Here is a 26,402-nt window from a genome sequence, read left to right as displayed (position 1 = left end):
GCGCAAAATCATCCTTCTCTCTCCACCATGATCGACGCCGCTTTGCGGTTCGCCGCGAGGGTATGGGCCCGTCTACGAAACCATCCTCCATCTATTACTCGGACATATCGGCGGCCTGCGGATTTGGCAATCTCTGTCGCTCCCGAAGCGAGACCACCGCCCGGCAGGCCTGCGCAATATGGCGCGACGACCGCGGGTGACCGGTGCGCACCGGATCCCGGTCATCTCATGCGCGGCGAAGCGCGGGGTGTTCTCGGATGCCAAACCCGGTAATGATACCCGTGAACCCGGGGAGTATCGCTTGGAAGCCGTATCGATTGTACTAGTCCTTCTGCTCGCCGTCGTGGCGAGCGGCGCAGTGTCCCGCATGGTGCCGGTATCGGTACCGACCCCGCTGGTTCAGATCCTCCTCGGCGCAGTGATCGGACTATCGACCTCGTACCGCGTCGAGCTCGATCCCGAGCTTTTCCTGCTGCTGTTCCTGCCGCCGCTGCTGTTTCTGGACGGTTGGCGGATACCCAAGGACGAGCTTCTCAAGGATCTGTCGACGGTCGTCGAACTGGCGCTCGGCCTCGTCCTGCTGACGGTGATCGGCATGGGCCTGTTCATCCACTGGATGATCCCGGCGATGCCGCTCGCCGTCGCCTTCGCGCTCGCGGCGGTGGTGTCGCCGACCGATCCGATCGCGGTCTCGGCGATCGCTGCGCGCGTGCCGATCCCGAAGCGGATGATGCACATCCTGGAGGGGGAATCGCTGCTCAACGATGCCTCCGGGCTGGTGTGCCTGCGGTTCGCGATCGCAGCGGTCCTGACGGGCACGTTCTCGGCCACCACCGCCGCCACCAGCTTCGTCTGGGTGGCGGGCGCCGGTCTCGTCGTCGGCATCGTCGTGACGCTGGTCGCGACCAACATCAAGGCGTGGGTTTCGCGGCGCTTCGGTGAAGAACCCGGCTCGCAGATCCTGGTCAGCCTGCTGATCCCGTTCGGCTCCTATCTCCTCGCCGAACATCTCCATGCGTCGGGCATCCTGGCCGCGGTATCGGCGGGCGTCACGATGACCTTTGCCGAGCGCTCGCGCCAGGCGCTGGCGACGACCCGGATGCGGCGCAATTCGGTGTGGGATACGATCCAGTTCGCGCTGAACGGCATCATCTTCGTGCTGCTCGGCGAACAGCTTCCCGCCATCCTCGCCGGTGCCAAGGCGACCGTTCTGCTGACCGGGCATCACGGACCGGCGTGGCTTGGCCTGTACGTGCTGGCGATCGTCGCCGGTCTCGCGCTGCTGCGCTTCGGATGGGTCTGGGTCTCGTTCCGCCTGACGCTGCTTCGGCGCCGGCATAGAAGCGGTGCGACGCTGCAAAGCCCCGACTGGCGGCTCGTCGCGGCCATGTCGCTGGCCGGTGTCCGGGGCGCGATCACGCTCGCCGGCGTGCTCACCATCCCGCTGACGCTGACCGATGGATCCCCCTTCCCTGCCCGCGATCTCGCCATCTTCCTGGCGGCGGGGGTCATCATCGTGTCGCTGGTGCTCGCTAGCATCGCCCTGCCGATCCTCCTGAACGGGCTGACCATGCCTCCCGAACCCTCGTTGCAAGCCGAGGAGGACGCAGCGCGGGTCGCGGCTGCCGAGGCGGCGATCTGCGCGATCGAACGTGCCCAGCACGATCTCGCGGAACGGGACGGCAATGCGGACTTCTTCGCAGCCGCCGGGACCCGCGTGATGGACCTGTACCGCGAACGTATCGAGAGCCGGAGCGGCTCGGCAAAGGCGACCGCGGAGGCTCGGCTGCAGGACAAGCTGGAACGGACGTTTCGGCTGGCCGGCATCAAGGCGGAGCGCGCAGCGGTGGTCGAGCGTGTCCGCGAGCGACAGATCGGCAGCGTCACCGCGCAGAAGCTCATCCGGGAACTCGATCTGTTGGAAACGCGCTACCGCGTGTGATCGGGAACTGTCGACCAGGACACCGAACCCGTGATCGAAGGCTTTTGATGCAAAGGAATGCAACGTGAAGATTTTCGTCACCGGCGCGAGCGGGTTTATCGGCGGCTCGTTCGCCGCGGAAGCGGTTCGGCGCGGCCACGAGGTTCGTGGACTGGTGCGCTCCGCTGAAAAAGCCCGATTGTGTGAAGCGTTCGGTATCGTTCCGGTCCACGGCACGCTCGCCGACCATGACCTGCTGGCCGCGGAGTCGCGCGGCGCCGATGCGGTCGTGAATGCCGCGAGCAGCGACGATCGACCTGCTATCGACGCGATGCTCGCTGCGCTCGCCGGTTCGGGCAAGGCGCTGCTGCATACGAGCGGCAGCAGCATCGTGGCGGATCACGCCAATGGCGAACCGAGCGATACCGTTTTCGACGAGGATCATCTCCCGACGCCGACCCCGAAAAAGGCGGCGCGCGTCGCGTTGGACCAAGCCGTGCTGTCGGCACCCGGCGTGCGGTCCATCGTGCTGTGCAACGCCCTGGTGTACGGCGACGCGCTCGGTCCGAAAGCGCGGAGCGTTCAACTCCCGCTGCTGATCGACTGGGCACGAGAGACCGGCAGCGCGGCCTATATCGGTCGGGGCCTCAACCGCTGGTCGACCGTGCACATCGCCGACGTGGTCGATCTCTACCTGCTTGCGCTAGAGCAGGCGCCGGCCGAGACGTTCGCCTTCGTCGAAAGCGGCGAAGCCTCGTTCCGCGACATGGCGCAGTCGATCGCCGACGGTCTGCATCTGGGCGAACCCGTCTCGATAACGGTCGGTGTCGCAGAAGAACGCTGGGGCAGCGCGCGAACGCGCTATTCGCTCGCATCCAACAGCCGCGTCCGCAGCGTTCGCACGCCTGCACTCGGCTGGCGCCCGAGCCGCCCGACCGTTCACCAGTGGATCGAGGGTCATCTGAAGAGCGCGCCGCGCTAAGCGCTCCGTCCACGCGTTTGCCGGTGCCGCCAAGCCCTAGGCTCCGCGGCACCGGCACAACGCCTTCTCCTTAGCCCGCCGGCTGTCCGTTGGAAGCGGTGAGGCCCGCATCGACCGGCAGGTTGACGCCGGTGACGTAGCGCGCGTCGTCACTGGCGAGGAACGCCATCACCGCAGCGATACCCTCCGACGGGATCGGCCCGCCGAGCGGCATGCGCTCGTTGAACTTGGCGAGCAGTTCGGGGTTGGCCTGCATGTCCTTGGTCATCGCGGAGTCGGTCAGGCTGGGGTTGACTGCATTGACGCGAACGCCGTCTTTCCCTGCGTCGAGCGCCATCGCGCGGACCATGTTGGTCACCGCACCCTTCGAGGTGTTGTACGCGAACATGCCCCAGTCGCCGCCGATCCCGGACACCGACGACGTCATGACGATCGAGCCCTTGGTCTTCGCCAGCTCGGGCATTGCCGCCTTGGCCATGTGGAAATACCCGGAGACGTTGACCGCCATCATCCGCTCGAAATCGGCTTCGCTCGTCTCGGCGATCGTGCCGGCGCGAAAGATCCCGGCATTGTTGATAAGTACGTTGAGCCCGCCGAACCGGTCGACTGCGGCTTTCACCGCAGCCGTCGCTGCGGCCATGTCCGTGGTGTCGCCGGGCTGGATCAGCAGGCGGTCCTGCGGCAGTTCGGCCGACGCCTTTTCCAGCGCTGCGCGGTCGAGGTCGAGGACGACGACGTTCGCGCCTTCATCGGAGAAGCGGCGGGCTGCTGCGCGTCCCATGCCCGAGGCTGCACCGGTGACGAGTACGGTTTTTCCTAAAAAACGAGTCATGATAGTCTCCATTGTTGATTGCGGTGGAAAATGGTGGGTGCTCACGTCGCCGCGACAGCCCAGTCGGGGTGGCGCGCGAGGCGTGAATCGATCGCGCGCATCGCCTCCAGCGAACGCTGCAGCTTGAGATAGACGTCGCCGCCATAATCCCAGCCGAGGATGCCGATGCTGCCCTGGTAGCCGAGCCGGTCGAGCGCGCCGACCAGCGCGAAATTGTCCAGCTCGCCGCGGTCGGGGGGCTCCATCGTCGCGACCCCACCCCAACCGAGCTGCGACAATGCGCTGCCCGACACCACGACCTGCATCAGCCAGGGCTTCATTGCGGCGAGCCGCTGTTCGAGCTGACCTTCCTGCCCGGCATACCAGTGATAGCCGTTGAACGACGCGCCGAGCTGCGGATGATTGAAATAGCGGCACAGGTCGACCACCTGCTGCGTGGTGTGCGTAACATGCCGCAGATGCGGATAGAGCGCGATCCGCATCCCCCGGCGCTCGGCGATCGCCAGCAGCGACGCGATGCTGCGCTTGATCGCATCGGCGCCGTTGACACTGGTCTGGACGGCGAGCTCGATCAATTCGACGCCCTCCACCGTCTCGAAGATGCGGCGCAGGAGCGCGTCGTTACGCCCCTCGTGCAGCACCGTGTAGAGCGCGGCGATGTTCAGGCCGTGGCGCGCCTTGACCGTGGGCAGCAGCGACAGGTCGGTAAGCGGCTGCCCGCTCCAGGCCGAAACGGTGATGCCGTCATAGCCGAGTTCGGCGAGCATCTCGCACTGGGATTCGAACGCGTACACCCCCATCGAGGTGTAGAAGAACGAGTCGAGCGCATGGATCGGATGCGCCATCAGCGCGGCATTTCGGTCATCACCGACCAGTCGGGATGCGCGGCGAGCCGGGTCTCCATCGACCGGAAGGCTTCTTGCGAGCGGCGGAGATTGCCATAGACGTCGCCACCCATGCTTTCCCAGCCGAGCACGCCGAAGCGACCGGCATAATTGCGGCGGGCCAGCGCGCCGAGCAGCACGAAATTGTCCATTTCGCCCTCGTCGAGCGGTTCGATTGTCGCGACGCCGCCCCAGCCGAGCGGCGACATCCGGCATCCGGCGAGATTGACCTTGCGCAGCCACGGCCAGATCGCGTCGAGCCGCTGCTCGAGCGCCTGTTCCTGCGTTGCGAACCAGTGATAGCCGTTGAACACGATCCCGAGGCGCGGATGATCGAACTGCCGGCACAGCGCAGCCGCCTCGGACGTGGTCTGCATGCCGTAGCGAACATGAGGATACAGCGCGATGTCGATGCCGCGTCGCTCGCAGATCGGCAGCAGCTGCTCGATCATGCGCCGGTCGGGATCGGTCACGTGGTCGCCCGAATGCAGCGCGAGTTCTATGGTGGTGCAGCCCTCGACGCTCTCAAAGATCTCGGTCACGAACGCCTCTAGGCCCGCGCGGTAGATCAGATAGATCCCCGCCACGTCGAGCCCGTAGTCCGGCTTCACACGCGGCAACTGCGCGAGTTCCTTGCTCCACGCCGAGACGGTGATCCCCTGATAGCCGAGCTCGGCCATCATCTCGCACTGCGCCGCGAGCGGATAGGTGCCGAGCTTGGTCTGGAAGATGAAGTCCATATGATCGAGGGGGGCCGTCATGCATTGGCTCCTTCGCCTGCGCCTTCGAGTGCTGGAACGAGGCTGGGGAACAGCGGCAGCAGATGCTCGCCGAGTTCGTCGATAACCTCGGATGCCGGCCGACGCTGCGGCTTGAAGTGGAGCGCGACGTGGCTCACGCCCTGCTCCTGCTGGGTAAGCCACAACTCGCGCAGCGCCTTGCGGCCGCCGCGCAGGATACGGCCCGGCTGGATCGGCATGTCCGGATCGCGGTCGAGGTCGAACATGGTGCCATAGCCATAGGGCTTGAAGACGCCCGGACCGCACGCCGCGCGCCACTGGTCTATGATCAGCGGGATGCGCGCTGGATCGGCGATGTAGGACAGGATGCCGTCGGTATTCTGCGCGGTCCATTCCAGCGTCTGGCCGGCATGGCCGATGATGATGCTGGGCAGCCGCGTCGCTGCCGGCTTGGGGATCAGATCCAGTCCGCCGTTGAGCGTGCCGTAGAATTGCGAGGCGTGGACCGGCCAAGCCTTTTCGGTGGCCGCGCGGATCAGCGCCAGCGCGTCGCGGAAACGATCGGCGCGATTGGCGAAATCCATGCCGAACGCCGGATATTCGACCGGCCGGTCACCCGTCGCCAGGCCCAGCAGGAAGCGCCCGCCCAGCAACTGGTCGATCGTCGCCGCCTGCTTTGCGACGATCAGCGGGTCACGCAGCGGCAACACGATACCGGCGGTCCCGATCGTGATCTGTCGCGTCACCGCCGCCAGATATCCGGCATAGATCAGTGGATCGAGGACCTGGCCGACATCGCCGAAATTGGGATCGTAGAAGGGGACGTCACGAAGCCAGATCGCGGCAAAGCCGGCATCATCGACCTTACGTGCCATTTCGGCGTGCCCGGCAAGCGTCGGCCCGACGCTGTTGGGATAGCTTTCCAGCGGCGCAATGAACCCGAAGGTCAGATGGCCCGGCTGGAACAGGCGGCCATATCCGCGGTGTGCGGCGAGTTCGGGCGCAAGCGCCGGAACGGCAGTCGTCGGCATCGGTCTGGTCTTCCTCTTTCGTCGGCGTGGCGCCTTCGCGCGCTGCGTCGAGTCCAGAGATATGACCTCGCCCGCCTTGGAAAAGCCGGCTAGAGTTCCGATCATATCGGAATAAAACGCTGGAGTCGGAGCGGCGATGGATCATTTCGGGGCGCTCGGCGCGTTCGTGCAATCGGCGGAAACGCGCAGTTTCACGCAGGCCGGACAGCGGCTCGGCCTGTCCTCCTCGGCGATCGGCAAGGCGGTTTCGCGGCTGGAGGAGGAACTGGGTGTGCGCCTGTTCCACCGATCGACCCGGTCGATCCGGCTGACGGCGGAGGGCAGCCTGTTCCTCCAGCGTTGCTACCGGATCATCGGCGAGTTCGATCAGGCCCGGTTGGAACTGACCGAGGCGGCAGGCACGCCACGCGGCAAGCTGCGGATCGGCCTGCCACAGCTCGGCATCCACCTGATGCCGCATCTGATCGCTTTTCAGCAACAGTATCCGGAGATCGAACTGGAACTGGATTTCAGCGACCGGCTGATGAACCTAATCGACGAGGGGTTCGATGCCGTGATGCGGATCGGGGAGGTCAGCGATTCCCGCCTGACGATCCGCAAGCTCAACGGCTATCACCATCGCCTGGTCGCGGCACCGTCCTATCTCGTTCGAAACGGGATGCCCGCCGCGCCGTCGGACCTCGCCGGCCACGCCTGCCTGCGCTACCGCTATCCCACCAGCGGCAAGCTCGCGCCGTGGCCTCTGGTGGCCGATGGCGAGGCCGTCGTGGTCGACCTGCCGGAATCGGCGACCACCAATACCGTCGACGCGCTGTCGGTCATGGCCGAGGCCGGGCTGGGCATCGCGTTCCTGCCGGACTTCCTGGTCGCAGACGCGATCGCGAACGGTCGGCTGGTCGCGATCCTCGAAGATCATGTGAAAGACCATCGGACCTTCTGCATCCTCTGGCCGTCGAGCCGTCAATCAGTTCCCAGGATCAAGGCATTCGTCGACTTCATCGCCGCGCGGCTGGCGAGCGGCTCGACCATCCAGGCCGAGGGGTATGCTGTTCGTGGCGATGGTGCGGAGACATAGCGGACCGATCAGCCAAGGCGTTCCGGATCGACCGGAGTATAGTGCGGTACGAGCAGGTGGATCACCAGCAACGCGACGAGATAGGCGCACCCGGCGACCGCGAAGATCGGACCATAGCTGCCGACGCCGGCGAGGATGGTGCCCGCGAACTTGGCCATCAGCATGCCGCCGAATGCGCCCGCCAGCCCACCGAGACCGATCACCGATCCGCCCATGCCGCGCGGAAACAGGTCGCCGGGGATCGCATAGACGTTGGCGGAGAAGCCCTGATGGCAGGCGCACGCTAGTCCAATCGCCGCGACCGCCCACCACAATCCGGGTGCCTGCGCGGCGAAGATGATCGGCAAGGCGAATAGTGCGCAGGCGAACAACGCCGTTTTCCGCGCGCGGTTGGGCGTCTGGCCGCGCGCCAGCAGCCGCGACGAGAACCAGCCGCCCGCGACCGATCCGACATCGGCCAGCACGTACACGGCAACCAGCGGCGGCCCAAAATCGAGCATCTTCACGCCGTATTGCCGGTTGAAGAAATCGGGCAGCCAGAACAGGAAGGTCCACCACACCGGATCGATCAGGAACCGTCCAAGCATGTACGCCCAGGTCTGGCGCAGGCGCAGCAGCGTGCGCCAGCGAACCGGCTTGGCGGCGGGCACAGGGTCGGCCTCGATCCAGGCCAGTTCCTCAGGCGTGACGCGCGGGTGCTTGCGCGGCGATCGGTAGAAGGCGAGCCAGGCGACCAGCCAGAGCACGGTCAGCGCGCCGGTCGCGATGAACGCCATCCGCCAGCCGAACGTCACCGCGATCACCGGCACGATCAACGGCGTGAGGATCGCCCCGACGTTCGAGCCGGCGTTGAAGATGCCGATCGCCAGCGCACGCTCGCGTTGCGGAAACCATTCGTTGGCGGCGGCAAGCGCGGCCGGGAACGCCCCGGCCTCGCCGATCGCGAGCGGGATACGCGCGAAGATCATCATGCCGGCGCTGGTGAACAGCGCATGCGCGACATGGCCGATCGTCCACAGCGTCACCGCAACCGCATAACCGATCTTCGCGCCCACCCGGTCGACGAACCGACCGAACAGGACATAGGCGATGCCGTATGCGGCCTGGAACGCGATCGCGAGATCGGCATAGCCCTGCTCGCTCCAGTTATAGCGCGCCTGGAGTTCGGGTTTGAGCACCGGCAGCACGAGCCGGTCGATATAGCTTAGCGCGACGGCGGCGAAGAGCAGCGCGCAGACGATCCACCGCACTTTCCCGCGCGGCTTCTCGGTCGCGGCGGCGGCGGTCACCAGTTGCACAGCGTGCCATCCTCCAGCCGCGCGACCGGAAGATACGCGCGCTTATAGTCGTAGGTCGCGGCGAGATCCTCGTCGATATCGACGCCGAGCCCAGGCGCTTCGCCCGGATGCATCATGCCGTCGTCGAAGGTGTACGCATGCGGGAAGACCGCATCGGTCTCTTCGGTGTGCGGCATATGCTCCTGCACGCCGAAATTGGGTACCGACAGCCCGAAATGCAGCGCCGCCGCCATCGCCACCGGCGATAGGTCGGTCGCGCCGTGGCACCCGGTACGGATCTGATACAAGTCGGCGAGCGACGCGATCCGGCGCAGATGCGTGATGCCGCCGGCATGCACGACGGTCGCGCGGATGTAATCGATCAGCTGGTTCTGGATCAGGTCCTTCGCATCCCAGATCGAGTTGAACACCTCGCCCACCGCGATCGGCGTCGTCGTGTGGTGGCGGATCAGCCTGAACGCCTCCTGGTTCTCGGCCGGCGTCGGATCCTCGATCCAGAAGAGGTTATACGGCTCGAGCGCCTTGCCCAGCCGCCCCGCCTCGATCGGGGTCAGCCGGTGGTGGATGTCGTGGAGCAGGTGCACGTCCCAGCCCATCGCCTCGCGCGCCGCCTTGAACAGCTCGGGCACGACACGGAGGTATTTCTCCGTCGACCACACGCTCTCGCTCGGCAGGTCGGCATCGGCGGGCTCGTAGCGCGCGCCATGCTTGGCGACGCCATAGGTCGAGGCGAGCCCCGGTACGCCGCATTGCAGCCGGATCGCCTTGTACCCCTTCGCCTGCTCGGCCTTGGCGACGGCGATCGTATCCTCGATCGTGGTACCGTTGGCGTGCGCGTAAACCATGCACGCATCGCGCGACGCGCCGCCGAGCAACTGGTACACCGGCATGCCCGCAAGCTTGCCCTTGATGTCCCAGAGCGCGGTGTCGACCGCAGCGATCGCCGCCATCGTCACCGGGCCGCGCCGCCAATACGCGCCCTTGTAGAGATACTGCCAGACGTCCTCGATCCGGTGCGCATCGCGGCCGATCAGGCACGGCACGACGTGATCGGTCAAATAGCTCGCGACGCTCAGCTCGCGGCCGTTGAGCGTCGCATCACCGAGCCCATAGGTGCCGTCGTCGCATTCGATCTTCAGCGTGACGAAATTACGCCCCGGACAGGTGACGATGACGCGGGCGGAAACGATTCTAGGCATCGCGGATCCTTCAGGCGATTTCGAGGATGGCGGATTTCAGCTGCGCCGAACTCGGGCCGGCCATGATCGTGAACAGGCCGGGCTCGACGACCTCGCGCATGTCGACGTCCCACAAAGCGAACGCGTCGGGGCCGAGCGTGAAGCGCAACGTCCGTCGCTCGCCGGGTGCCAGCGTCACGCGTTCGAACCCCTTCAGCTCCATCACCGGCCGCGCGACCGACGACACCTGGTCGCGGACGTACACCTGCACGACCTCGTCGCCGGCGCGTTGCCCGGTATTGGCGACGTCGACCTCGACCCCGACGCTGCCGGCAATGCCGATCTTCGCCGCCGACAGCCGCGGTGCGCTGACGTCGAAGCGCGTGTAGCTAAGCCCGTGGCCGAACGGGAACAGCGGCGCCGTCTCCGCGAACAGATAGCCGCGCTGCGTCGACGGCTTGCGGTTGTAATATAACGGCACCTGCCCGACTTCGCGCACCACGGTGACCGGCAGCTTGGCGCCCGGATTGATCCGCCCGAACAGCGCCTCGGCCATCGCCGTGCCGCCCTCCTGCCCCGGATACCAGCATTCGAGCACCGCGTTCGCCTTCGCGATCACGGTCGGCCAGCTCGGCGGACGGCCGTTGATCGCGGCGATCACGATCGGCTTGCCCAGCGCATGCAGCGCGTCGAACAGCGCGTTCTGCTCGCCGAGCAGGTCGAGCGTGGTGCGGTCGCCGAGATGGTTCGCCGAGAACCCCTCGCGGCTGGTCTGCTCGGTATCGCCGATCGCCAGGATGATCGTGTCCGCCCCGCGCGCGACCTCGACCGCCTCGGCGATCAGCGCGCGGTTCCTGGCGGGATCGGCGAGCAGCACCTCGTCCTGCGACCTGTCCTCGCTCTGCGTGATGAACACGCCCTGCGCGTGGACGATGGTCGCGCCGCCACCGACCAACGCACGAACGCCATCGAGCAGCGACACCGTCTGGCGTGGTGGCGCGGAATAGCCGCCGAGCCGCGCGATCGCCGCATTGGGTCCGATCACCGCGATCTTGCCCGTGGGCGCGAGCGGCAGCGTACCGTCGTTGGTCAGCAGGCACATCGATTGCCGCGCGGCCTCAAGTGCGACGCCCCGCGCCTCGGCATTGCCGGTCAGCCGAGCGGCGGCGCGTGCATCGACCGCCGAGTCCTCGAACAGCCCGGCACGAAACTTTAATGCCAGCATCCGCGCGCACGCCGCGTCGACCTGCGCGATCGGCACCGTCCCCGCGCGTACCTGCGCCGGCAATGTCCGGAACGCCATCCCGTCCGGCAGCGCGCTGTCGACGCCCGCCGCCAACGCCAGCCGCGCCGCGCCGTTCAGGTCGCGCGCGACGTGATGGATCGTGTCGAGTTCCTCGATCGCGCCGTAATCGCTGACGATCGCGCCCGAAAATCCCCATTCGCCGCGCAGCACGTCACCGAGCAGCCAGTGGTTCGCATGGCTCGGCACGCCGTCGATCTCGTTGTACGACGGCATTACCGCGCCGATCCCGGTCCGCGTCACGACCGCGCGGAATGGCGGGAAGAAGCTCTCGCGGAGTTCGCGCTCGCCGATCGGTGCCGGGCCGATATTGTTGCCCGCCTGGGGCTGGCCGTGGCCGGTCATGTGTTTCAGCGTCGCGAAGACCTTGCCGGGCGCCAGCGTCGTGCTGTCGCCCTGCAGCCCCTCGACCGCGGCGACGCCCATCTCGCCACACAGATACGGGTCCTCGCCGAACGTCTCCTCGATCCGGCCCCAGCGCGGGTCGCGCGCGATGTCGACGACCGGCGACAGCGAGAGGTGGCTGCCGTGGGCGCGCACTTCGCGGCCGATGATCGCCTGTCCGCGCCGCATCAGGTCGCGGTCGAAGCTGCCTGCCATACCGATCGCCTGCGGGAACATCGTCGCATCCGGCGCCATATAACCGTGCAGCGATTCCTCGTGGAAGATCACCGGGATGCCGAGCCGCGTGCCGCGTGCCCAGCGCTGAACCGCGTTGACGAACGCGATCGTCGAGGCCGAGCCGCGGAACCGTGCACCGGTGCCGCCTGCCACCGCCGCCACCGACGGCCCGCCGCGCAGGTCCGACGGGCGCGTCACCTGCCCGAACCCAGCCGGATACGCCGCAGTCGCCCGCGCAGGATCGAACGTCAGGCCACCGGCAGTCATCACGTCCGCCTTGGTCGCCCACAGCGAAATGGTCTGGCCGACTTTCTCCTCCAGCGTCATCCGCGCCATCAGGTCGCGGACGCGAAGATCGGTCGGCGCGCGGGCGTCGCGGTAGATCGGGGTCGCCGCCGCGGCCTGCGCGACACCGGGAATGAGCCCGACAAAGGAAGCCGAGCCGAGCAACCCCAGAAGATCGCGCCGCGTGGGCGTGATCGACGGGCTATCGGCGGGCGCGATCGTTGCTGTCTGTCTGACGGGCACCATCATCTCCTGAACTGAAACGCGGCATTGCTGTCGAAGCCGTCGTCGTGATAGCGATAACATGGCTGATCATCCGCGACGCTGTCAATGTAGCGCGGAACGGCGGGAGAGGATTATGACGGCATTCGGCCGAGGGATCGGTAAGATCGCGACGATGGTCGCGACAATACTAGGCATGACCACGTCCATGACCGCCCCGGCGCATGCCGAGGACGGATATGATCTTTGGTTACGCTATCGCACCTTGCCGGCAGCAGACGCTGCGGCGCGGGTCGGCGGCGCCCGGACGATAGAGGTCCGTGGCGCATCGCCGGCCCTGACGGCCAGCGCCAACGAGATACGCCGTGGCCTTGCGGGCCTGTCCGGCAATGCGCCCGTCGCCGATGCGCGCGCGCCGGCCATCATGCTCGCCACGGCACAGAATCGCGACGTAGCGATGCTGCATCTGCCGCTCGCGCCGCTGGGAGCCGAGGGGTATCTCGTCCGCCGGGTCTCGCTCGGCAACCGCAAGGTGACGCTGGTCACCGGCAATACCGACATCGGCGTGCTCTACGGCAGCTTCGCGCTGCTGCGGCATCTCCAGACCGGTGGCAGCCTCGACCGGATCGACCTCACCTCGAGCCCCCGCGTGAAGCTGCGCGTGCTCGACCATTGGGACAATCTGGATGGCGTGGTCGAGCGCGGCTATGCCGGCGCGTCGCTGTGGGACTGGTGGACGCTCCCCGATCTCCGCGATCCGCGCTACACCGATTACGCGCGCGCGAACGCGTCGATCGGGATCAACGGCACCGTCCTTAACAACGTCAACGCGAAGGCCGAAAGCCTGACCGCGCCGCACATCGCCAAGGCCGCGGCGCTCGCCGACGTGTTCCGGCCGTACGGGATCAAGGTGTACCTTGCCGCGCGCTTCTCCGCCCCGATCGAACTCGGCGGGCTGAAGACCGCCGACCCGCTCGACCCGCAGGTCGCGGCGTGGTGGAAGGCGAAGACCGACGAGATTTACCGTGCGATCCCCGATTTCGGCGGCTTCCTGGTCAAGGCGAACAGCGAAGGCCAGCCGGGCCCGCGCGACTATCACCGCAGCCATGCGGACGGCGCCAACATGCTCGCCGCCGCGGTCGCGCCGCATGGCGGAATCGTGATGTGGCGCGCGTTCGTCTATGCCGAGACCGACCCGGAGGATCGCGCGAAACAGGCTTATACCGAGTTCAAGCCGCTCGACGGTAAGTTCGCGCCCAACGTCATCGTCCAGGTCAAGAACGGCGCGATCGACTTCCAGCCGCGCGAGCCGTTCCACCCGCTTTTCGGGGCGATGCCCAAGACGCCGCTGATGATCGAATTCCAGATCACCAAGGAGTATCTCGGCTTCGCGACTCACCTCGCCTATCTCGGGCCGATGTTCGCCGAAACGCTGGCGAGCGAGACGATGCGGACGCCCGGCGAGACCGTCGCCAAGGTCGTCGACGGATCGGTCGAGGGGCACGCGCAGACCGGCATGGCGGGCGTCGCCAATATCGGTCGCGACCGCGACTGGGCAGGCTCCACCTTCAACCAGGCGAACTGGTATGCGTTCGGGCGGATGGCGTGGGACCCCACGCTTGGCGCCGCACCGGTCGCGCGCGAATGGGCCGCGATGACCTTTGCCCCCTCCCCCAGGGTCGTCGATCCGGTGGTCGCGATCATGATGGGATCGCGCGAGGCGGTGGTCGATTACATGACGCCGCTCGGGTTGGCGCACGTCATGGCGACGGGCCACCACTACGGCCCAGGCCCGTGGATCGCGGACCTCAAGCGTCCCGAATGGAACCCGGTCTATTACCACCGCGCCGACAAGGCCGGGATCGGCTTCGACCGGACCAAGACGGGCAGCAACGCGGTCGCGCAATACGCCCCTGCGCTAGCCCGCAAGCTCGCCGATCCGGCAACGACGCCGGAGCGCGAGTTGCTGTGGTTCCACCATGTCGCCTGGGATCGGCGGATGGCCTCGGGGCGGACCCTGTGGGCGGAGATGGTCCATGATTACGACTCTGGCGTCGGCTATGTGGCGGACATGCGCCGCCGATGGGATGGGCTCAAAACGCAGGTCGATACCGAGCGCTGGGCGAAGACCGCGACGTATCTGGCGGTGCAGGAGCACGAAGCGCGGTGGTGGCGCGACGCGAGCCTAGCATATTGGATGTCGGTCAACGACCTGCCGCTGCCGGCGGGCGTCGCGGCACCAGCGCATGACCTGGCATGGTACAAGGCGCAGCGTTTTCCGTACGCGCCCGGCAACCCGCAATAACAGCGCACTGACACTAGATAAAAGGACGAGGACGCGATGATGAGACGGTGGCCGTTGGCGCTGATGTTGAGCGCCCTGATCGTGACGGGCGCAGGCGCGCGGGACACTGTGCCGGCAGGCGCGCGGGACACGGCGCCGGCGCGCGATACGCGGTGGATCGCGACCTGGGGATCGTCGCAGATGATCGTCGAGGGCGACAACGCGCTCCCTGCCGATCGGGCTGGCGCGATCACGCTGCGGCAGGTCGTACGCGTGTCGGCCGGCGGTGAGCGCGTACGTATCCGGCTCTCCAACGCGTTCGGCACGCGCCCGCTGGCGATCGGCGGGGCGCACCTCGCCCGGTCGGTAGCTCCCGGCACGCCGCGGATCGAGGGCGGCGCCCGGCTGACCTTTTCGGGGCAGAACGACGCGGTGATCCCGGCCGGTGCGGAAATCTACAGCGACCCGATCGCGCTCCGTGTCGCCGCCGGGGCCGATCTCGCCGTCAGCCTGTATCTCCCGGACGCCGCCAGCCCGCAGACCGGGCATCCCGGCTCCCGCGCGACGAGCTTCACGCTGGCCGGCAACGCGGTCGCGGACGCAACGCTGGCGGGCGCGACGCCGACGATACACTGGTATGCGCTCGCGGATGTCGAGGTCACGGGGGCACCGATCGCAGCGACGATCGCCGCGATCGGCGATTCGATCACCGACGGCTATGGCGTGAAGCCCGAACGCAACACCCGCTGGCCCGACGTGCTGGCGCAAAGACTGCGGGCGCGACCTGCAACGCAGGCGATCGGCGTCGTCAATGCGGGGATCGGCGGCAATCGCGTGCTGCTCGACGGTCTCGGTCCCAATCTGCTCGCGCGCTTCGACCGCGACGTCGTCGCGCGCAGCGGCGTGCGCTGGGCGATCGTGCTGGAGGGCGTGAACGATCTCGGCGTGCTGACCCGCGATGCGCCTGCCACGCCTGCACAGCACGCCGCGCTGGTCGCCCAGCTCAAGGCCGGCTTCATGCAGCTGGTCGCGCGAGGCCATGCGCATGGGATCACGGTCATCGGCGGCACGATCATGCCGTTCGGGGGCAACACCTATTACCACCCCGACGCCGCCAACGAGGCCGACCGGCAGGCGATCAACACGTTCATCCGCACATCCGGCATATTCGACGCCGTGATCGATTTCGATCAGGTGATGCGCGATCCCAGTCACCTCGACCGGCTGTTGCCCGCGTTCGACTCAGGCGACCATCTTCACCCTTCGGAAACGGGGTATCGCGTCATGGGCGAGGCGGTGCCACTGGCGCTGTTTGGCGCCGCGGCCGGGTTCGCGATCGGAGCGTCGGCGCCCGCTATTTCGAGTGTGCGAGCACGCTCCGGCCACCATTAAAGTTACCGCAATCATCCTGCTGCCCGACGACTTTCGCCGCCTATCCGCGACGGGTCAGGAAGCGTGGGGACGCCATGGCGCGATCACTCGACAAATCGGATTTTGTGCGCCTTGAGCGTCTTGTCGATCTTGTCCATCTCCAGGACCTTCGTGGTCTCCATGAAGCTTTCCAGGACGCGGTTCAGATGCTTTCGCATGGCCGCCCTCGCGGCCGGGCCGTTACGATCGCCAAGCGCGACAAGTATCGCCCGGTGCTCCTCGACACGCGGATAGACACCCGCCTGATGCGCCTTATCGCTCATGAGCCGATATTGCGGGGAACGATGCCGCGCGTTGAACAGCATATCGATTGCCGCACTGATCCCGCTGTTCTCGGACGCCCGGGCGATCGTGAGGTGAAAGCGTTCGTCGGCCTCTTCGCTGACCGCGCCATCGCTCGACTGCATCACGGTCAATAGCTCGTCCAGCAGAGCCAGTTCGGTATCGGTGATCCGCGATGCCGCAATCGCGCATGCCTCGCCTTCGATGGCGCGCCGCGCTTCGAGCAGTTCGAAGGGCCCCATGTCCACCGGCGCGGCACTCCCGCCTTTCGGCGCTTCGGCGATGACGAAGACGCCCAGGCCCATGCGGACATTGACGAGGCCGTCGACCTCCAGCGCGATCATGGCTTCGCGAATGGTGGGACGCGATACGCCGTACCGTTCCGACAGGATGCGCTCGGCTGGCAAGCGGGAGCCGACCGGAAACTCGCCCGTGAAGATGCGCTGGGCGAGGTCTGTAAACACGGTCTCGTATAGTCGTTTCATCATAAGCTCCAAAGACGCGCACTTCTCGCAATGCCCCTCGATGATATCGCTACCAACATTTCCTTGCTTCTGGTCAAACAGGGTGACATCACCTGTCAGACAGGCTGGTAAACAGCGACAGGGAGAGGGCTATGATTCGCTTGAGGGGCATTAAGAAATTCAACGCGTCGTTGTGGTTGGGCACGGCATCGATGGCAATCGCCCTCAATGCATCGCCAAGCGCGGCACAGGCAGGCGGACAGACGGCAAAGCCAGCGACGGGCGTGCGCGCGGGAGCACAGGCGGCGCCCGTGCCGGCCCCGGTTCCCGCTCCTGCCAATCAGGACAATAGCGGTTCCGCGGAGAGCAGTGGGTTGCCCACGTCCCCGGTCGACGCGGCAGGATCCAGCCAGGACATCATCGTCACGGGCTATCGCCAGTCGCTGGAGGATTCCGCCAACGCCAAGAAGAACGCCACGAACTTCATCGACTCGATCTACGCGGAGGACGTCGGCAAGTTTCCGGATCTCAACCTCGCGGAGTCGCTGCAACGCCTCCCCGGCGTCCAGATCGATCGCGACCGCGGGGGTGAAGGCACGACGATCAACGTCCGCGGCCTCAGCGCCGGCTTTACCGTCACGACGATCAACGGCTTCAACACGACCACCTCGGCCTATTCGGGCAACGAGGGGCGCGGCTCCGGGCTGGACGTACTGCCGAACGAAATCTTTCGTCGGCTGACACTCAGCAAGTCGCCGACTGCCAGCACGGTAGAGGGCGGCACCGCCGGGGTCGTCGACCTGCAACCGCTGCGCGCATTCGACCGCAAGGGCTTCAATGTCAGCCTCCAGGCGCAGGGCCAGTATCAGGACGCGAACGGCACCACGACGCCGCGCGGCGCGCTGATCGTCAGCGACCGCTGGCAGACCGGCATCGGCGAGTTCGGCGTGCTCGGCTCGGTCGCATACGCCAAGCGCGACTATCGGAGCGAAAGCTTCGATACGATCGGGTGGACCACGCTCAACGTCAACACGTTTTGCCCGGCGGTCGCGACGGCGACCATCTCGGGCTGCAACACGCGCAACATCCTGACGGGCGGCTATGGGGGCGGCGCGGGCGTGCCGACCAACGTGCCTGCCAATATTCCCGGAAGCCTGAACGCGGGCACCGCCGGATCACGGCTGGTTCCGTGCCTCAACAATACGCCCGGCGGAACGTCCGGGCTCAGCTGCCAGGATCTCAGCTACCTGCTGATCCCGCGCCTCATGCGGGCCGAGCAGACGATCGGCAACCGCAGCCGGCTCGGTGGCTCGTTCAATCTGGAATACCGCCCGTTCCCCGAGCTCCGGTTCCATACCGACGTGCTCTTCAGCGACGTCAAGAACCGCTTCCGTCAGAACCAGCTGATGATGGTGACGCGCAGCTACAACAACATCGTCCCCGTCGATTTCGTGCAGAACGAGGACCACGTGATTACGTCTGGCACCTTCGCCAACACCTATTTCCTCAATCAGGCCCAGCAGGGCAACACGCCGTCGAAGCTGTTCTATCGGTCCGGCGGCGTCGAATGGGACATCGCGCCCGACTTCCGGTTCTCGGCATCCGGCATGCGCAACAGCGGACGGCTGCTGAACGAAGCGACGGAATATACTCTGCAGTCCGCGCCGGGCCGGGTCCCCAATGGCACGGCCGGAGGGGTCGCTGTACCCGGCGGGTTCAGTCCTGCGGGTCGGCCCCAGGTCAACATCACCGGCGTCGACCTCGTCCCGGTCACGACCGGCCAATACGGCATCTACACTTACACAGCGGGCGATCTCACCCCATCGATCGAGAGCAACGTCGATTTCTCGAACTTCAGCAATTACTATTGGAACGGGGCGAGCGTGAGCGTCTCGCGGCAGCGGCTGGAGCAACAGGCTTACCGGTTCGACCTGGTTGGCGGAAACGCCGACACGTTCCAGCTGTCGACCGGCTTCATGAAGAACATATTCGATCGCCGCATCGAGTCTTACGGCGGCGGGCTGACGGCGAACTGCTTCCTGCGCGGGGTTTGCGGCTCGACCTTCATCAACTCGGAAAAGTCGCTGCTCGAGGCCATCCCGAACAGCGATATCGCGAGCATCCTGAGCCCGCTGCCGTCGGTTCCGCTCTTCAAGGGCGCACCGTTCAACGCCGGCTTCAACGGCGGCTGGCTGGCGCCCGACTTCGACAAGATCGGGTCGCGCGTGAACGTCGACTATTTCCAGGAAGGCATCAATCCCGGCAACACCGCCGCCAATTACCTCAACTCCTATGCGCGCCGCGATCTCAAGGAGGATACCACCGCCGGTTACGTGATGGCGGAGGGGCGGCAGGACATCTTTGATCGTGAGCTGCGGTTCAACGTCGGCGTCCGCTATGCCAGCACGTTCCAGAGCGCCAACGGCCGCGTCAACGACGCCATCCTGCTGGGTGGAACCGGCGTCAGCATTCAGAGCTTCAGCAACAAATACGACAATTTCCTGCCCAGCGTGAACCTGGCCTATTTCGTGACCCGGAACCTGCTTCTGCGCGGCGCGGCAGCACGGACCGTGACCGGGGTCAGTCCTTCCGATCTGTTGCCAGGCCTTTCGGTCTCCACGGACGGATCGACCTACACTCGTGGCAACCCGAAGCTGCAGCCGTTCTACGCCGACAATTTCGATATCGGCATCGAATGGTATCCCCGCTCGCGCAGCGTGATCACCTTCAACGCCTGGTGGAAGAATCTCTTCAACTATCCCTATATCCTGCGGACCCAGCAATCGCTGCGTCAGACCGGTCTCGATTTCACACGGCTGACCGACGTCCAGCGCAACAACATCCAGAACGCCGTTGGCGTTGGTGGCGACCCCTATAATTACGTCATCAATGTCGAGCAGCGCGAGAATACCGACCTCGTGATCAAACTCGCAGGTCAGGAGGCGGCATGGTCTCAGCCTACCGACTTCCTGCTCCGCGGCACCGGCTTCAACGTCAACGTCACCCACATCAAGCAGTCGTTGCAGGGCAACGTCCCGACGGGGCTCAGTCCCAACGCCCTGCTGGCCGGACTGGCGCCATGGACCTACAACGCGACCGCCTATTACGAGACGAAGGCGTTCCAGTTCCGGCTGTCGTTCGTGCACCGTGACGAGAACATCAACACGGTTTGCCCGTGCGACAACGTGCCCGGCGACCGGTACACCGTCGCGACCAACTATCTCGACGGTCAGCTCACCATTCCGGTGCCGTGGTACCCGAAGGCGGTGCTGACGCTGCAGGCGCAGAACGTGTTGCAGCAGGTGTCGCTGAGCCGGAACGCCAAGCAGGAAGCGCGTCCGTACAATGCGCAATATGCGGGGCGTAATTACGTGGTCGGCCTGCGCGCCAACTTCTGACGCTCCTCTCCCGGGACGGCCATGCTGGTAGGCCGTCCCGCTTTTTTTCTGGCCGCCCCATGAAACAAGCACGGACGCGGTCCCGTTCGGGCACGGTGCCTCCCCCTTAACTTGCGAGAATAGTGTGTCGTGCATTCAACCAGCCTCTGACGCTTCCGAGGGGCTCATGATCCAGACGATGCGATGGTTCGGCCCATCCGACCCGGTCGGGCTGGCCGATATCCGCCAGGCAGGGTGCAGCGGTGTGGTGACCGCGTTGCACGACGTGCCGGTGGGCGCAGTGTGGAGCCTCGATGCGATCCAGGCGCGTCGCGAGCATATCGAGCGCGCAGGGATGCACTGGACCGTGGTCGAGAGCCTGCCCGTGCACGAGGCGATCAAGACCCGTGGTGCCGGCCATGAACGGTATATCGAACTATACTGCCAGAGCCTGCGCAATCTGGCGGCGTGCGGGATCACCGTCGTCACCTATAACTTCATGCCGGTGCTCGACTGGACGCGTACCGACCTTGCCTGGGAATTGCCCGACGGGGCACGGGCGCTGCGCTTCGAACTCGACGCCGTCGCCGCCTACGACGTGCATGTGCTGAGGCGAGCGGGGGCGGAGCGCAGTTATGACGCCGCGACACTGGAGCGCGCCGCCCGCCGGTTCGCGACGATGGACGACGCTGCCGTGCACCTGCTGGAGCGCACCATCATCGCCGGTCTGCCGGGTAGCGAGGAGAGCTTCACCACCGACGATTTCGCCCGCGCCCTCGACGCCTATGCCGATATCGATACGGGCATGCTGGCCGACAACCAGGTCGCGTTCCTGCAGGCGGTGTGCCCGGTTGCCGACGAACTCGGCATTCGGCTGGTCGTCCACCCCGACGACCCGCCCTTCCCGCTGTTCGGCCTGCCGCGCGTGGTGAGTACCGAAGAGCAGATCGCCGCCGTGTTCGCGCGAGTGCCCAACGTCTCCAACGGCCTTTGCCTGTGCACCGGGTCGCTTGGCGTGCGCCCCGACAACGACCTGCCAGGCATGGTCGAGCGGCTGGGCGACCGGATCGGATTTCTCCACCTGCGCAATGTCGCGAGCGATGCACCGGGCGCGTTCCACGAGTCCGATCATCTGCACGGATCGGCGGACATGTATGCGGTGGTGGCCGCGGTCCACGCGCTGTCGGTGAAGGAGGGGCGGCGTATCCCGATGCGGCCCGATCACGGCCACCAGATGCTCGACGACCTGCGCAAGACGGGCAGCAATGCCGGCTATACGGCGATCGGTCGCCTGCGCGGCCTGGCCGAGTTGCGCGGGCTCGAAATGGGCATCGCCCGGTCGAGAGCCGCGATGCGGGCGAGCGAGCCAGCATGACCAGCACCACGCCCGCCTTGCTTGGTATCGGGGCCATGCTGGTCATGGGCGCCGCGCCCGCCGCGGCATGCGAGCGCCCGGTCAGCGTGTGTGGCAAGCCGACGTCGAGCGCCTTGCGGCTGATCGCAGACGGGCACGCCGTGGCCGTAGTTGTCGAACCGAACGCCGACCCCGCCGTGCGGGACGCTGCCACGGCCTTTGCAGGCGATCTCGCCCGCGTCGGTGGAACAGCTCCCGGACCGGCGATCACAACGCTTCCCTCGCGCGGCGAGGCGGTAATTGTCGGAGTGTTCGGTCAGAGCCAGCTGATCGATTCGCTGGTCAAGGCCGGCCGCATTCCCACGGACGATGTCGCCGGCCGGTGGGAGGCGTTTCGCCAGATCGTCGTCGACAAGCCCTTCCCCGGCGTGTCGCGCGCGCTGGTGATCGTCGGTTCCGACCGACGCGGCGCGGTGTTCGGCACCTATGACCTTTCGGAAAAGATCGGCATGTCGCCCTGGAGCTGGTGGGCGGACGTGCCGGTCCGTCGCCAGGCGAACCTGTGGCTGACAGCCGGCCAGCGCGCCGACGCCCCCCGCGTCAAGTATCGCGGCATCTTCATCAACGATGAGGAGCCCGCTTTCGGCACCTGGGCGCGGCGCAAGTTCGGCGGGATCAACGCCAGGATGTACACCCACGTGTTCGACCTGATCCTCCGGCTCAAGGGCAATTATCTGTGGCCGGCGATGTGGGGCAAGGCGATCGGCGCGGACGATCCCGCCTCCATGCCGCTCGCCGATGCGAAAGGCATCATCCTGGGCACGTCGCACCATGAACCGATGACGCGCGCCCAATCCGAATGGCACCGCGATGGGCAAGGCGGCGACGGCCAGGGCGGTCGAGCCGGGGGCAAGTGGGACTATACGAGCAACGCGAACACTCTGCGTGAGTTCTGGCGCGGCGGGATCGAGCGGATGATGAAGGCGGGCCACCGCGGCCAGCCCATGGAACAGCTCGTCACGGTCGGCATGCGCGGTGACGGCGACGAGCCGATGAGCGAGGGTACCGCCACCAAACTGCTGGAGGGGATCGTCGACGACCAGCGCCGGATCATCGCCGACGTGACCGGGCGACCTGCGAACATGACCCCGCAGGTCTGGACGCTCTACAAGGAAGTGCAGGATTATCACAGCAAGGGCATGAAGGTGCCCGACGACGTGACGCTCCTGTTCGCCGACGACAATTGGGGCGCGATGCGGCGCCTGCCGACCGGCGATCTCGACCGCCCCGGCGGCTACGGCGCCTATTATCATTTCGACTATGTCGGTGGCCCGCGCAGCTACAAGTGGCTCAATACCAACCAGATCGAGAAGACCTGGCAGCAGATGGACCTGTCGTACCGACGCGGCGCGAGGCAGCTGTGGGTGGTCAATGTCGGCGACATCAAGCCGATGGAATTCCCGATCGACTTCTTCCTGAAGATGGCGTGGAATCCGGAGGCCATGACACCAGCTGCGCTGACGGCATTTCCGCGGGACTGGGCATCGAAAACGTTCGGCACCGCTGACGCCCCTGCGATCGGCGACCTGGTTAGCGACTATTCGCGCCTCGCTGCACGCCGCAAGCCCGAGTTGGTCGATGCCGACGTCTTCGCATTGGGCGCGATGACCGCCACCACGCTCGACGGCGGCGAATTCGGCGCAATGGTCGACGCATGGACGGCCCTGCTACAGCGCATGACCGCGGTGCGTGCGAGGATCGCTCCGGATCAGCGCGCCGCTTTCCTGCAGCTGGTCGAGCATCCGATTGCGGCCGCGACGAATTTCTACCAGCTTTACTACGCGGTGGCGTGGAACCGCAGGCTGGCGGCCGCCAACGATCCGCACGCCAACGTCTTCGCGACCCGGGCCGAGGCCGCGTTCGCGCACGACAAGGCGCTGTCGGCGGCATACCACGCCGTGAGCGGCGGCAAATGGGACGGCATGATGCTGCAGACCCATATCGGCTATACCGCGTGGAACGATCCCAAAGCGGACATGATGCCCGCGGTGAAGCGGGTCGCCGGGCCTGCCGGGACCGCCCCGCCGATTGCTCTGCACAGCACGCCGCCAACCGAAGGGCCGCGGATCGCGGTCGCAGAAGCGCCACGCTTCACGCGTGCGACCGTCGCCAGGGGACTGCAATGGTCCGCGATCCCCCGGCTGGGTCGGACGGAGGGCGCGATCGTCGCGTTGCCACAGGGACGGCCGGCGACGACGCCAACCGACGATGTCCGCGTCGACTACGACATGACCCTTGCCGAAGCGGGCGACGCGACGCTGCGGCTCTACATGATTCCGACGCTCGACACGCGCGGCGGCAACGGCATGAAGATCGGCGTGTCGATCGACGCGCGGCCGGTCCAGATACTGACCATGGACCTGAAGGTCGATGGCAAGGCCTGGAGCCAGGCCGTGCGCGACAACGCCGTTGCACTGGAAGCGAAGTTCCCGGGCCTGCCCGCCGGCCGCCACACGGTGAAGCTGTGGCGGATCGACGACAACATGCCGGTCCAGAAGCTGGTGCTCTACACCGGCGATCTGCCACGGAGCTACCTTGGCCCCGTCGCGGCGCAACAGGGAGCACAACGATGATACGTGCCTTCACGCTGGTGCTCGCCATCGCCGCGGCTTTTCCCGCGACCGCGCAGACCGCGCGCTTCGAACGGTTCACCTATCGGGGCCGCTCGCCCGAGCAGGTGAGCGTGAAAGCCGGCGAATACCGCAATCCCATCCTGTCCGGCTATTATCCCGACCCTTCGATCACCCGTGTCGGCGGCGACTATTACCTCGTCAATTCGTCCTTCGCCTATTTTCCGGGCATCCCGATATGGCATTCGATCGACCTCGTGAACTGGACGCAGATCGGCAACGCGATCGATCGCCCCGGACAACTCGACCTGACCGGACGCGCGATCTCGCAGGGGGTGTTCGCACCCGACATCTCCTACCACGCCGGCCTTTTCTACATCGTCACCACCTGTGTCGGATGCAAAGGCAATTTCGTCATCACCGCCAAGACCCCGCAGGGGCCCTGGTCGGACCCGATCTGGCTACCCACGGTCGAGGGCATCGATCCGTCGATCTACTGGGAGGGAGACCGCGCCTATATCGTCAACAACCGCGCGCCCGACGAGCCGGCCCGCTACGAGGGACACCGCGCGATCTGGCTGCAGGAATATGACTGGCGTGCCGGCAGGATGCTGGGCGAGAGCACGCAACTGATCAATGGCGGGACCGATATCGCGAAAAAGCCGGTGTGGATCGAGGGGCCGCACATCTTCAAACGCGGTGCATTCTATTATCTCACGGCGGCGGAGGGCGGAACCGGCGTGAACCATTCGCAGGTCGTGTTCCGGTCGAACGGCCTGCGCGGGCCGTTCGTGCCCAATCCCGGCAATCCCATCCTAACGCAGCGCGATTTGCCGCGTGATCGCGCAAACCCGATCAGCGCGGCGGGACATGCGGACCTGATAGAGACGCAGAACGGCGAATGGTGGGCGCCCTTCCTCGCGGTCAGGCCCTATGCCGGCGATCGCTACACGATCGGGCGCGAGACGTTCCTGCTGCCGGTTACATGGCGAAACGGCTGGCCGAGTATTCTGGAGCACGGCAAGGCAATCCCGTTCGCCGTTCAGCGTCCTCGATTACCGACGGCACGACCGTCCGTGCCGCCGACGAGCGGGGATTTCGGCTATACCGATGCGTTCGACGGCTGCGTCCTGCCCAAGCAGTGGATCGGCATCCGCACCCCGAAGACGCCGGTTTACCGCCTGGCGAACGGCGGGCTCGAACTGGACGGCGGCGCGGCGATCGGCGACCTGAAGGGCGTGCCGGCATTCGTCGGGCGACGCCAGCAGCACCACATCGCGTCCTTCACGACGACGCTCCGCTATGTCCCGACCGAGGACGGTGCGCGCGCCGGGCTGGCGGCGGTGCAGAGCGACCAGAGCAGCCTGTTCTTCGGGTTGAGCCGCATTGCCGGAAAACCGATGGTGGCGCTGTACACCCGCGACAAGACCGACATCGACACGCTGGTCGCGTCCGCTCCGGTCGATCCTTCCGGGTCGGTGACGCTGGCGATCCGCGCGAACGCCGGCACATGGTCGTTCGATTACCGCGTCGGCGAGGGTCGCACCGTGACGCTCAAGGCGGATCTGGATGCGGCATTGCTGACGACAGAGCGAGCGGGCGGGTTCGTCGGCACGGTGGTCGGGCCGTATGTTTTCAATCCTCGGGCGACCTCGCTCGGGCCAAAGGGAGAGAGCGCATGTTCAGGATGATCCTTGCCGCCGCCGCCGCTGTTGCCACCACAGGCCTGGCCGGCACCGTCGCGGTCGCCCAGTCTGGCGMCCSCGCGCTTCTGGACGCCGGCAAGTTCTGGACGCCGGGCGGCAGCGAGCAGGCCAGCAAGACTATCAAGGACGCCGCGGTCCCGGGCGGCAAGGCGATCGAGATGACCTCGACCGGCAAGAACTCGAAATACTCCGCCAACGTGTCCTACCGGCTGACCAGCGCGTACCAGCAGGGTGAGACGATCACGGTGTCGGGAACAGCACGTACCAGCAAGCCCACGACGCTGAAGGTCGCGGTCTCCCTGATCGAGGCGCCCTATAGCGAGATCGGCAGCGGAGGCTTCGCGGTCGGAACCGACTGGACGCCCTTTCGCGTGCAGTTCCCCGCCGGATCGAGCCAGGCAGCGGGCGTGACGCGCGTATCCGTGCAGCTGAACGACGAGGCCCGCACCGTCGCCTTCGGACCGCTCACGGTCACCGCCGGACCGGCACGGTAACGGCGATG

At 66.3% G+C, this 26,402-nt stretch carries 18 protein-coding genes; 10 read left to right on the top strand and 8 right to left on the bottom strand.

Annotated features, from left to right (window positions below; genetic code table 11):
- The first annotated feature begins 301 nt into the window (after nt 1-301).
- Together VH567_RS09315 and VH567_RS09310 are read left to right on the top strand one after the other, a co-directional pair.
- The gene (locus VH567_RS09315) at nt 302-1,942 is read left to right on the top strand and encodes a Na+/H+ antiporter (protein ID WP_423325370.1); all 1,641 of its coding nucleotides are present in this window, start codon (nt 302-304) and stop codon (nt 1,940-1,942) included.
- A 64-nt stretch (nt 1,943-2,006) separates the two neighbouring features.
- Nucleotides 2,007-2,903, top strand: a complete 897-nt coding sequence (locus VH567_RS09310) for an NAD-dependent epimerase/dehydratase family protein (RefSeq protein WP_423325368.1) — start codon at nt 2,007-2,009, stop codon at nt 2,901-2,903.
- Nucleotides 2,904-2,973: 70 nt separating this feature from the next.
- On the opposite strand, the gene VH567_RS09305 is transcribed toward VH567_RS09310, so the two are convergent.
- The 4 genes from VH567_RS09305 to VH567_RS09290 are packed head-to-tail and all read right to left on the bottom strand — an operon-like array spanning nt 2,974 to nt 6,390.
- The gene (locus VH567_RS09305) at nt 2,974-3,735 is read right to left on the bottom strand and encodes an SDR family NAD(P)-dependent oxidoreductase (protein ID WP_423325366.1); all 762 of its coding nucleotides are present in this window, start codon (nt 3,733-3,735) and stop codon (nt 2,974-2,976) included.
- A gap of 41 nt (nt 3,736-3,776) precedes the next feature.
- Nucleotides 3,777-4,580, bottom strand: coding sequence for a sugar phosphate isomerase/epimerase family protein (locus tag VH567_RS09300; RefSeq protein WP_423325363.1), 804 nt, complete (start codon nt 4,578-4,580; stop codon nt 3,777-3,779).
- Nucleotides 4,580-5,380 (bottom strand): sugar phosphate isomerase/epimerase family protein, encoded by an 801-nt coding sequence (locus tag VH567_RS09295; protein ID WP_423325361.1) that lies wholly within the window; start codon nt 5,378-5,380, stop codon nt 4,580-4,582. Before VH567_RS09295 ends, VH567_RS09300 begins: the two co-directional genes overlap by 1 nt.
- Nucleotides 5,377-6,390: a TIGR03571 family LLM class oxidoreductase gene (locus VH567_RS09290; RefSeq protein WP_423325359.1), complete on the bottom strand. Its 1,014-nt coding sequence runs from the start codon at nt 6,388-6,390 to the stop codon at nt 5,377-5,379. Before VH567_RS09290 ends, VH567_RS09295 begins: the two co-directional genes overlap by 4 nt.
- 136 nt (nt 6,391-6,526) lie before the next feature.
- On the opposite strand from VH567_RS09290, the gene VH567_RS09285 reads away from it, so the two are divergent.
- Nucleotides 6,527-7,465: a LysR family transcriptional regulator gene (locus VH567_RS09285; protein ID WP_423325357.1), complete on the top strand. Its 939-nt coding sequence runs from the start codon at nt 6,527-6,529 to the stop codon at nt 7,463-7,465.
- Nucleotides 7,466-7,473: 8 nt separating this feature from the next.
- Here VH567_RS09285 and VH567_RS09280 read toward each other — a convergent pair whose 3' ends face one another.
- From VH567_RS09280 to VH567_RS09270, 3 genes are read right to left on the bottom strand one after another with little or no spacing between them, the layout of a single operon-like run.
- Complete coding sequence (locus VH567_RS09280; RefSeq protein WP_423325355.1) at nt 7,474-8,763, bottom strand: MFS transporter; 1,290 nt, start codon at nt 8,761-8,763, stop codon at nt 7,474-7,476.
- The gene (gene manD / locus VH567_RS09275; RefSeq protein ID WP_423325353.1) at nt 8,751-9,962 is read right to left on the bottom strand and encodes a D-mannonate dehydratase ManD; all 1,212 of its coding nucleotides are present in this window, start codon (nt 9,960-9,962) and stop codon (nt 8,751-8,753) included. Before manD ends, VH567_RS09280 begins: the two co-directional genes overlap by 13 nt.
- A 10-nt stretch (nt 9,963-9,972) precedes the next feature.
- Complete coding sequence (locus VH567_RS09270) at nt 9,973-12,345, bottom strand: glycoside hydrolase family 3 N-terminal domain-containing protein (protein ID WP_423325878.1); 2,373 nt, start codon at nt 12,343-12,345, stop codon at nt 9,973-9,975.
- Nucleotides 12,346-12,568: 223 nt separating this feature from the next.
- Between VH567_RS09270 and VH567_RS09265 the strand changes: the two genes are divergently transcribed.
- Together VH567_RS09265 and VH567_RS09260 are read left to right on the top strand one after the other, a co-directional pair.
- On the top strand, nt 12,569-14,677 hold the full coding sequence (locus VH567_RS09265; protein WP_423325351.1) for an alpha-glucuronidase family glycosyl hydrolase: 2,109 nt from the start codon (nt 12,569-12,571) through the stop codon (nt 14,675-14,677).
- Nucleotides 14,678-14,713: 36 nt separating this feature from the next.
- Nucleotides 14,714-16,048 carry an SGNH/GDSL hydrolase family protein gene (locus VH567_RS09260; protein ID WP_423325349.1) on the top strand — a complete coding sequence of 445 codons (1,335 nt, stop codon included), beginning with the start codon at nt 14,714-14,716 and terminating at the stop codon, nt 16,046-16,048.
- Nucleotides 16,049-16,131: 83 nt separating this feature from the next.
- Here VH567_RS09260 and VH567_RS09255 read toward each other — a convergent pair whose 3' ends face one another.
- Nucleotides 16,132-16,854 (bottom strand): FadR/GntR family transcriptional regulator, encoded by a 723-nt coding sequence (locus VH567_RS09255; RefSeq protein WP_423325347.1) that lies wholly within the window; start codon nt 16,852-16,854, stop codon nt 16,132-16,134.
- A 353-nt stretch (nt 16,855-17,207) separates the two neighbouring features.
- Here VH567_RS09255 and VH567_RS09250 point away from each other — a divergent pair, with 353 nt between their 5' ends.
- The 5 genes from VH567_RS09250 (at nt 17,208) to VH567_RS09230 (ending at nt 26,394) form a co-directional block, all read left to right on the top strand.
- Nucleotides 17,208-20,231, top strand: a complete 3,024-nt coding sequence (locus VH567_RS09250) for a TonB-dependent receptor (RefSeq protein WP_423325345.1) — start codon at nt 17,208-17,210, stop codon at nt 20,229-20,231.
- Between the two features lie 166 nt (nt 20,232-20,397).
- A complete protein-coding gene (uxuA, locus tag VH567_RS09245) occupies nt 20,398-21,585 on the top strand; it encodes a mannonate dehydratase (protein ID WP_423325343.1) in 1,188 nt (395 codons plus the stop codon).
- Nucleotides 21,582-24,197, top strand: a complete 2,616-nt coding sequence (locus VH567_RS09240; protein WP_423325341.1) for a glycosyl hydrolase 115 family protein — start codon at nt 21,582-21,584, stop codon at nt 24,195-24,197. The genes uxuA and VH567_RS09240 overlap by 4 nt, the downstream gene beginning before the upstream one ends.
- Nucleotides 24,194-25,885, top strand: a complete 1,692-nt coding sequence (locus VH567_RS09235) for a glycoside hydrolase family 43 protein (RefSeq protein WP_423325339.1) — start codon at nt 24,194-24,196, stop codon at nt 25,883-25,885. The genes VH567_RS09240 and VH567_RS09235 overlap by 4 nt, the downstream gene beginning before the upstream one ends.
- The gene (locus VH567_RS09230) at nt 25,873-26,394 is read left to right on the top strand and encodes a hypothetical protein (RefSeq protein ID WP_423325337.1); all 522 of its coding nucleotides are present in this window, start codon (nt 25,873-25,875) and stop codon (nt 26,392-26,394) included. The genes VH567_RS09235 and VH567_RS09230 overlap by 13 nt, the downstream gene beginning before the upstream one ends.
- The last annotated feature ends 8 nt before the right edge of the window (nt 26,395-26,402 follow it).

It is taken from the genome of Sphingomonas sp. 4RDLI-65 (genome assembly GCF_049472435.1).
Taxonomy (GTDB): domain Bacteria; phylum Pseudomonadota; class Alphaproteobacteria; order Sphingomonadales; family Sphingomonadaceae; genus Sphingomonas.
This window is presented reverse-complemented; position numbering and strand designations above follow the sequence as displayed.

What these genes read in the sequence shown, in the direction of transcription:
- VH567_RS09305 (WP_423325366.1), bottom strand. Translation starts at nt 3,735, where the DNA reads ATGACTCGTTTTTTAGGAAAAACCGTACTCGTCACCGGTGCAGCCTCG.
- VH567_RS09300 (WP_423325363.1), bottom strand. Translation starts at nt 4,580, where the DNA reads ATGGCGCATCCGATCCATGCGCTCGACTCGTTCTTCTACACCTCGATG.
- VH567_RS09295 (WP_423325361.1), bottom strand. Translation starts at nt 5,380, where the DNA reads ATGACGGCCCCCCTCGATCATATGGACTTCATCTTCCAGACCAAGCTC.
- VH567_RS09290 (WP_423325359.1), bottom strand. Translation starts at nt 6,390, where the DNA reads ATGCCGACGACTGCCGTTCCGGCGCTTGCGCCCGAACTCGCCGCACAC.
- VH567_RS09285 (WP_423325357.1), top strand. Translation starts at nt 6,527, where the DNA reads ATGGATCATTTCGGGGCGCTCGGCGCGTTCGTGCAATCGGCGGAAACG.
- manD (WP_423325353.1), bottom strand. Translation starts at nt 9,962, where the DNA reads ATGCCTAGAATCGTTTCCGCCCGCGTCATCGTCACCTGTCCGGGGCGT.
- VH567_RS09265 (WP_423325351.1), top strand. Translation starts at nt 12,569, where the DNA reads ATGACCACGTCCATGACCGCCCCGGCGCATGCCGAGGACGGATATGAT.
- VH567_RS09260 (WP_423325349.1), top strand. Translation starts at nt 14,714, where the DNA reads ATGATGAGACGGTGGCCGTTGGCGCTGATGTTGAGCGCCCTGATCGTG.
- VH567_RS09255 (WP_423325347.1), bottom strand. Translation starts at nt 16,854, where the DNA reads ATGAAACGACTATACGAGACCGTGTTTACAGACCTCGCCCAGCGCATC.
- uxuA (WP_423325343.1), top strand. Translation starts at nt 20,398, where the DNA reads ATGATCCAGACGATGCGATGGTTCGGCCCATCCGACCCGGTCGGGCTG.
- VH567_RS09240 (WP_423325341.1), top strand. Translation starts at nt 21,582, where the DNA reads ATGACCAGCACCACGCCCGCCTTGCTTGGTATCGGGGCCATGCTGGTC.
- VH567_RS09235 (WP_423325339.1), top strand. Translation starts at nt 24,194, where the DNA reads ATGATACGTGCCTTCACGCTGGTGCTCGCCATCGCCGCGGCTTTTCCC.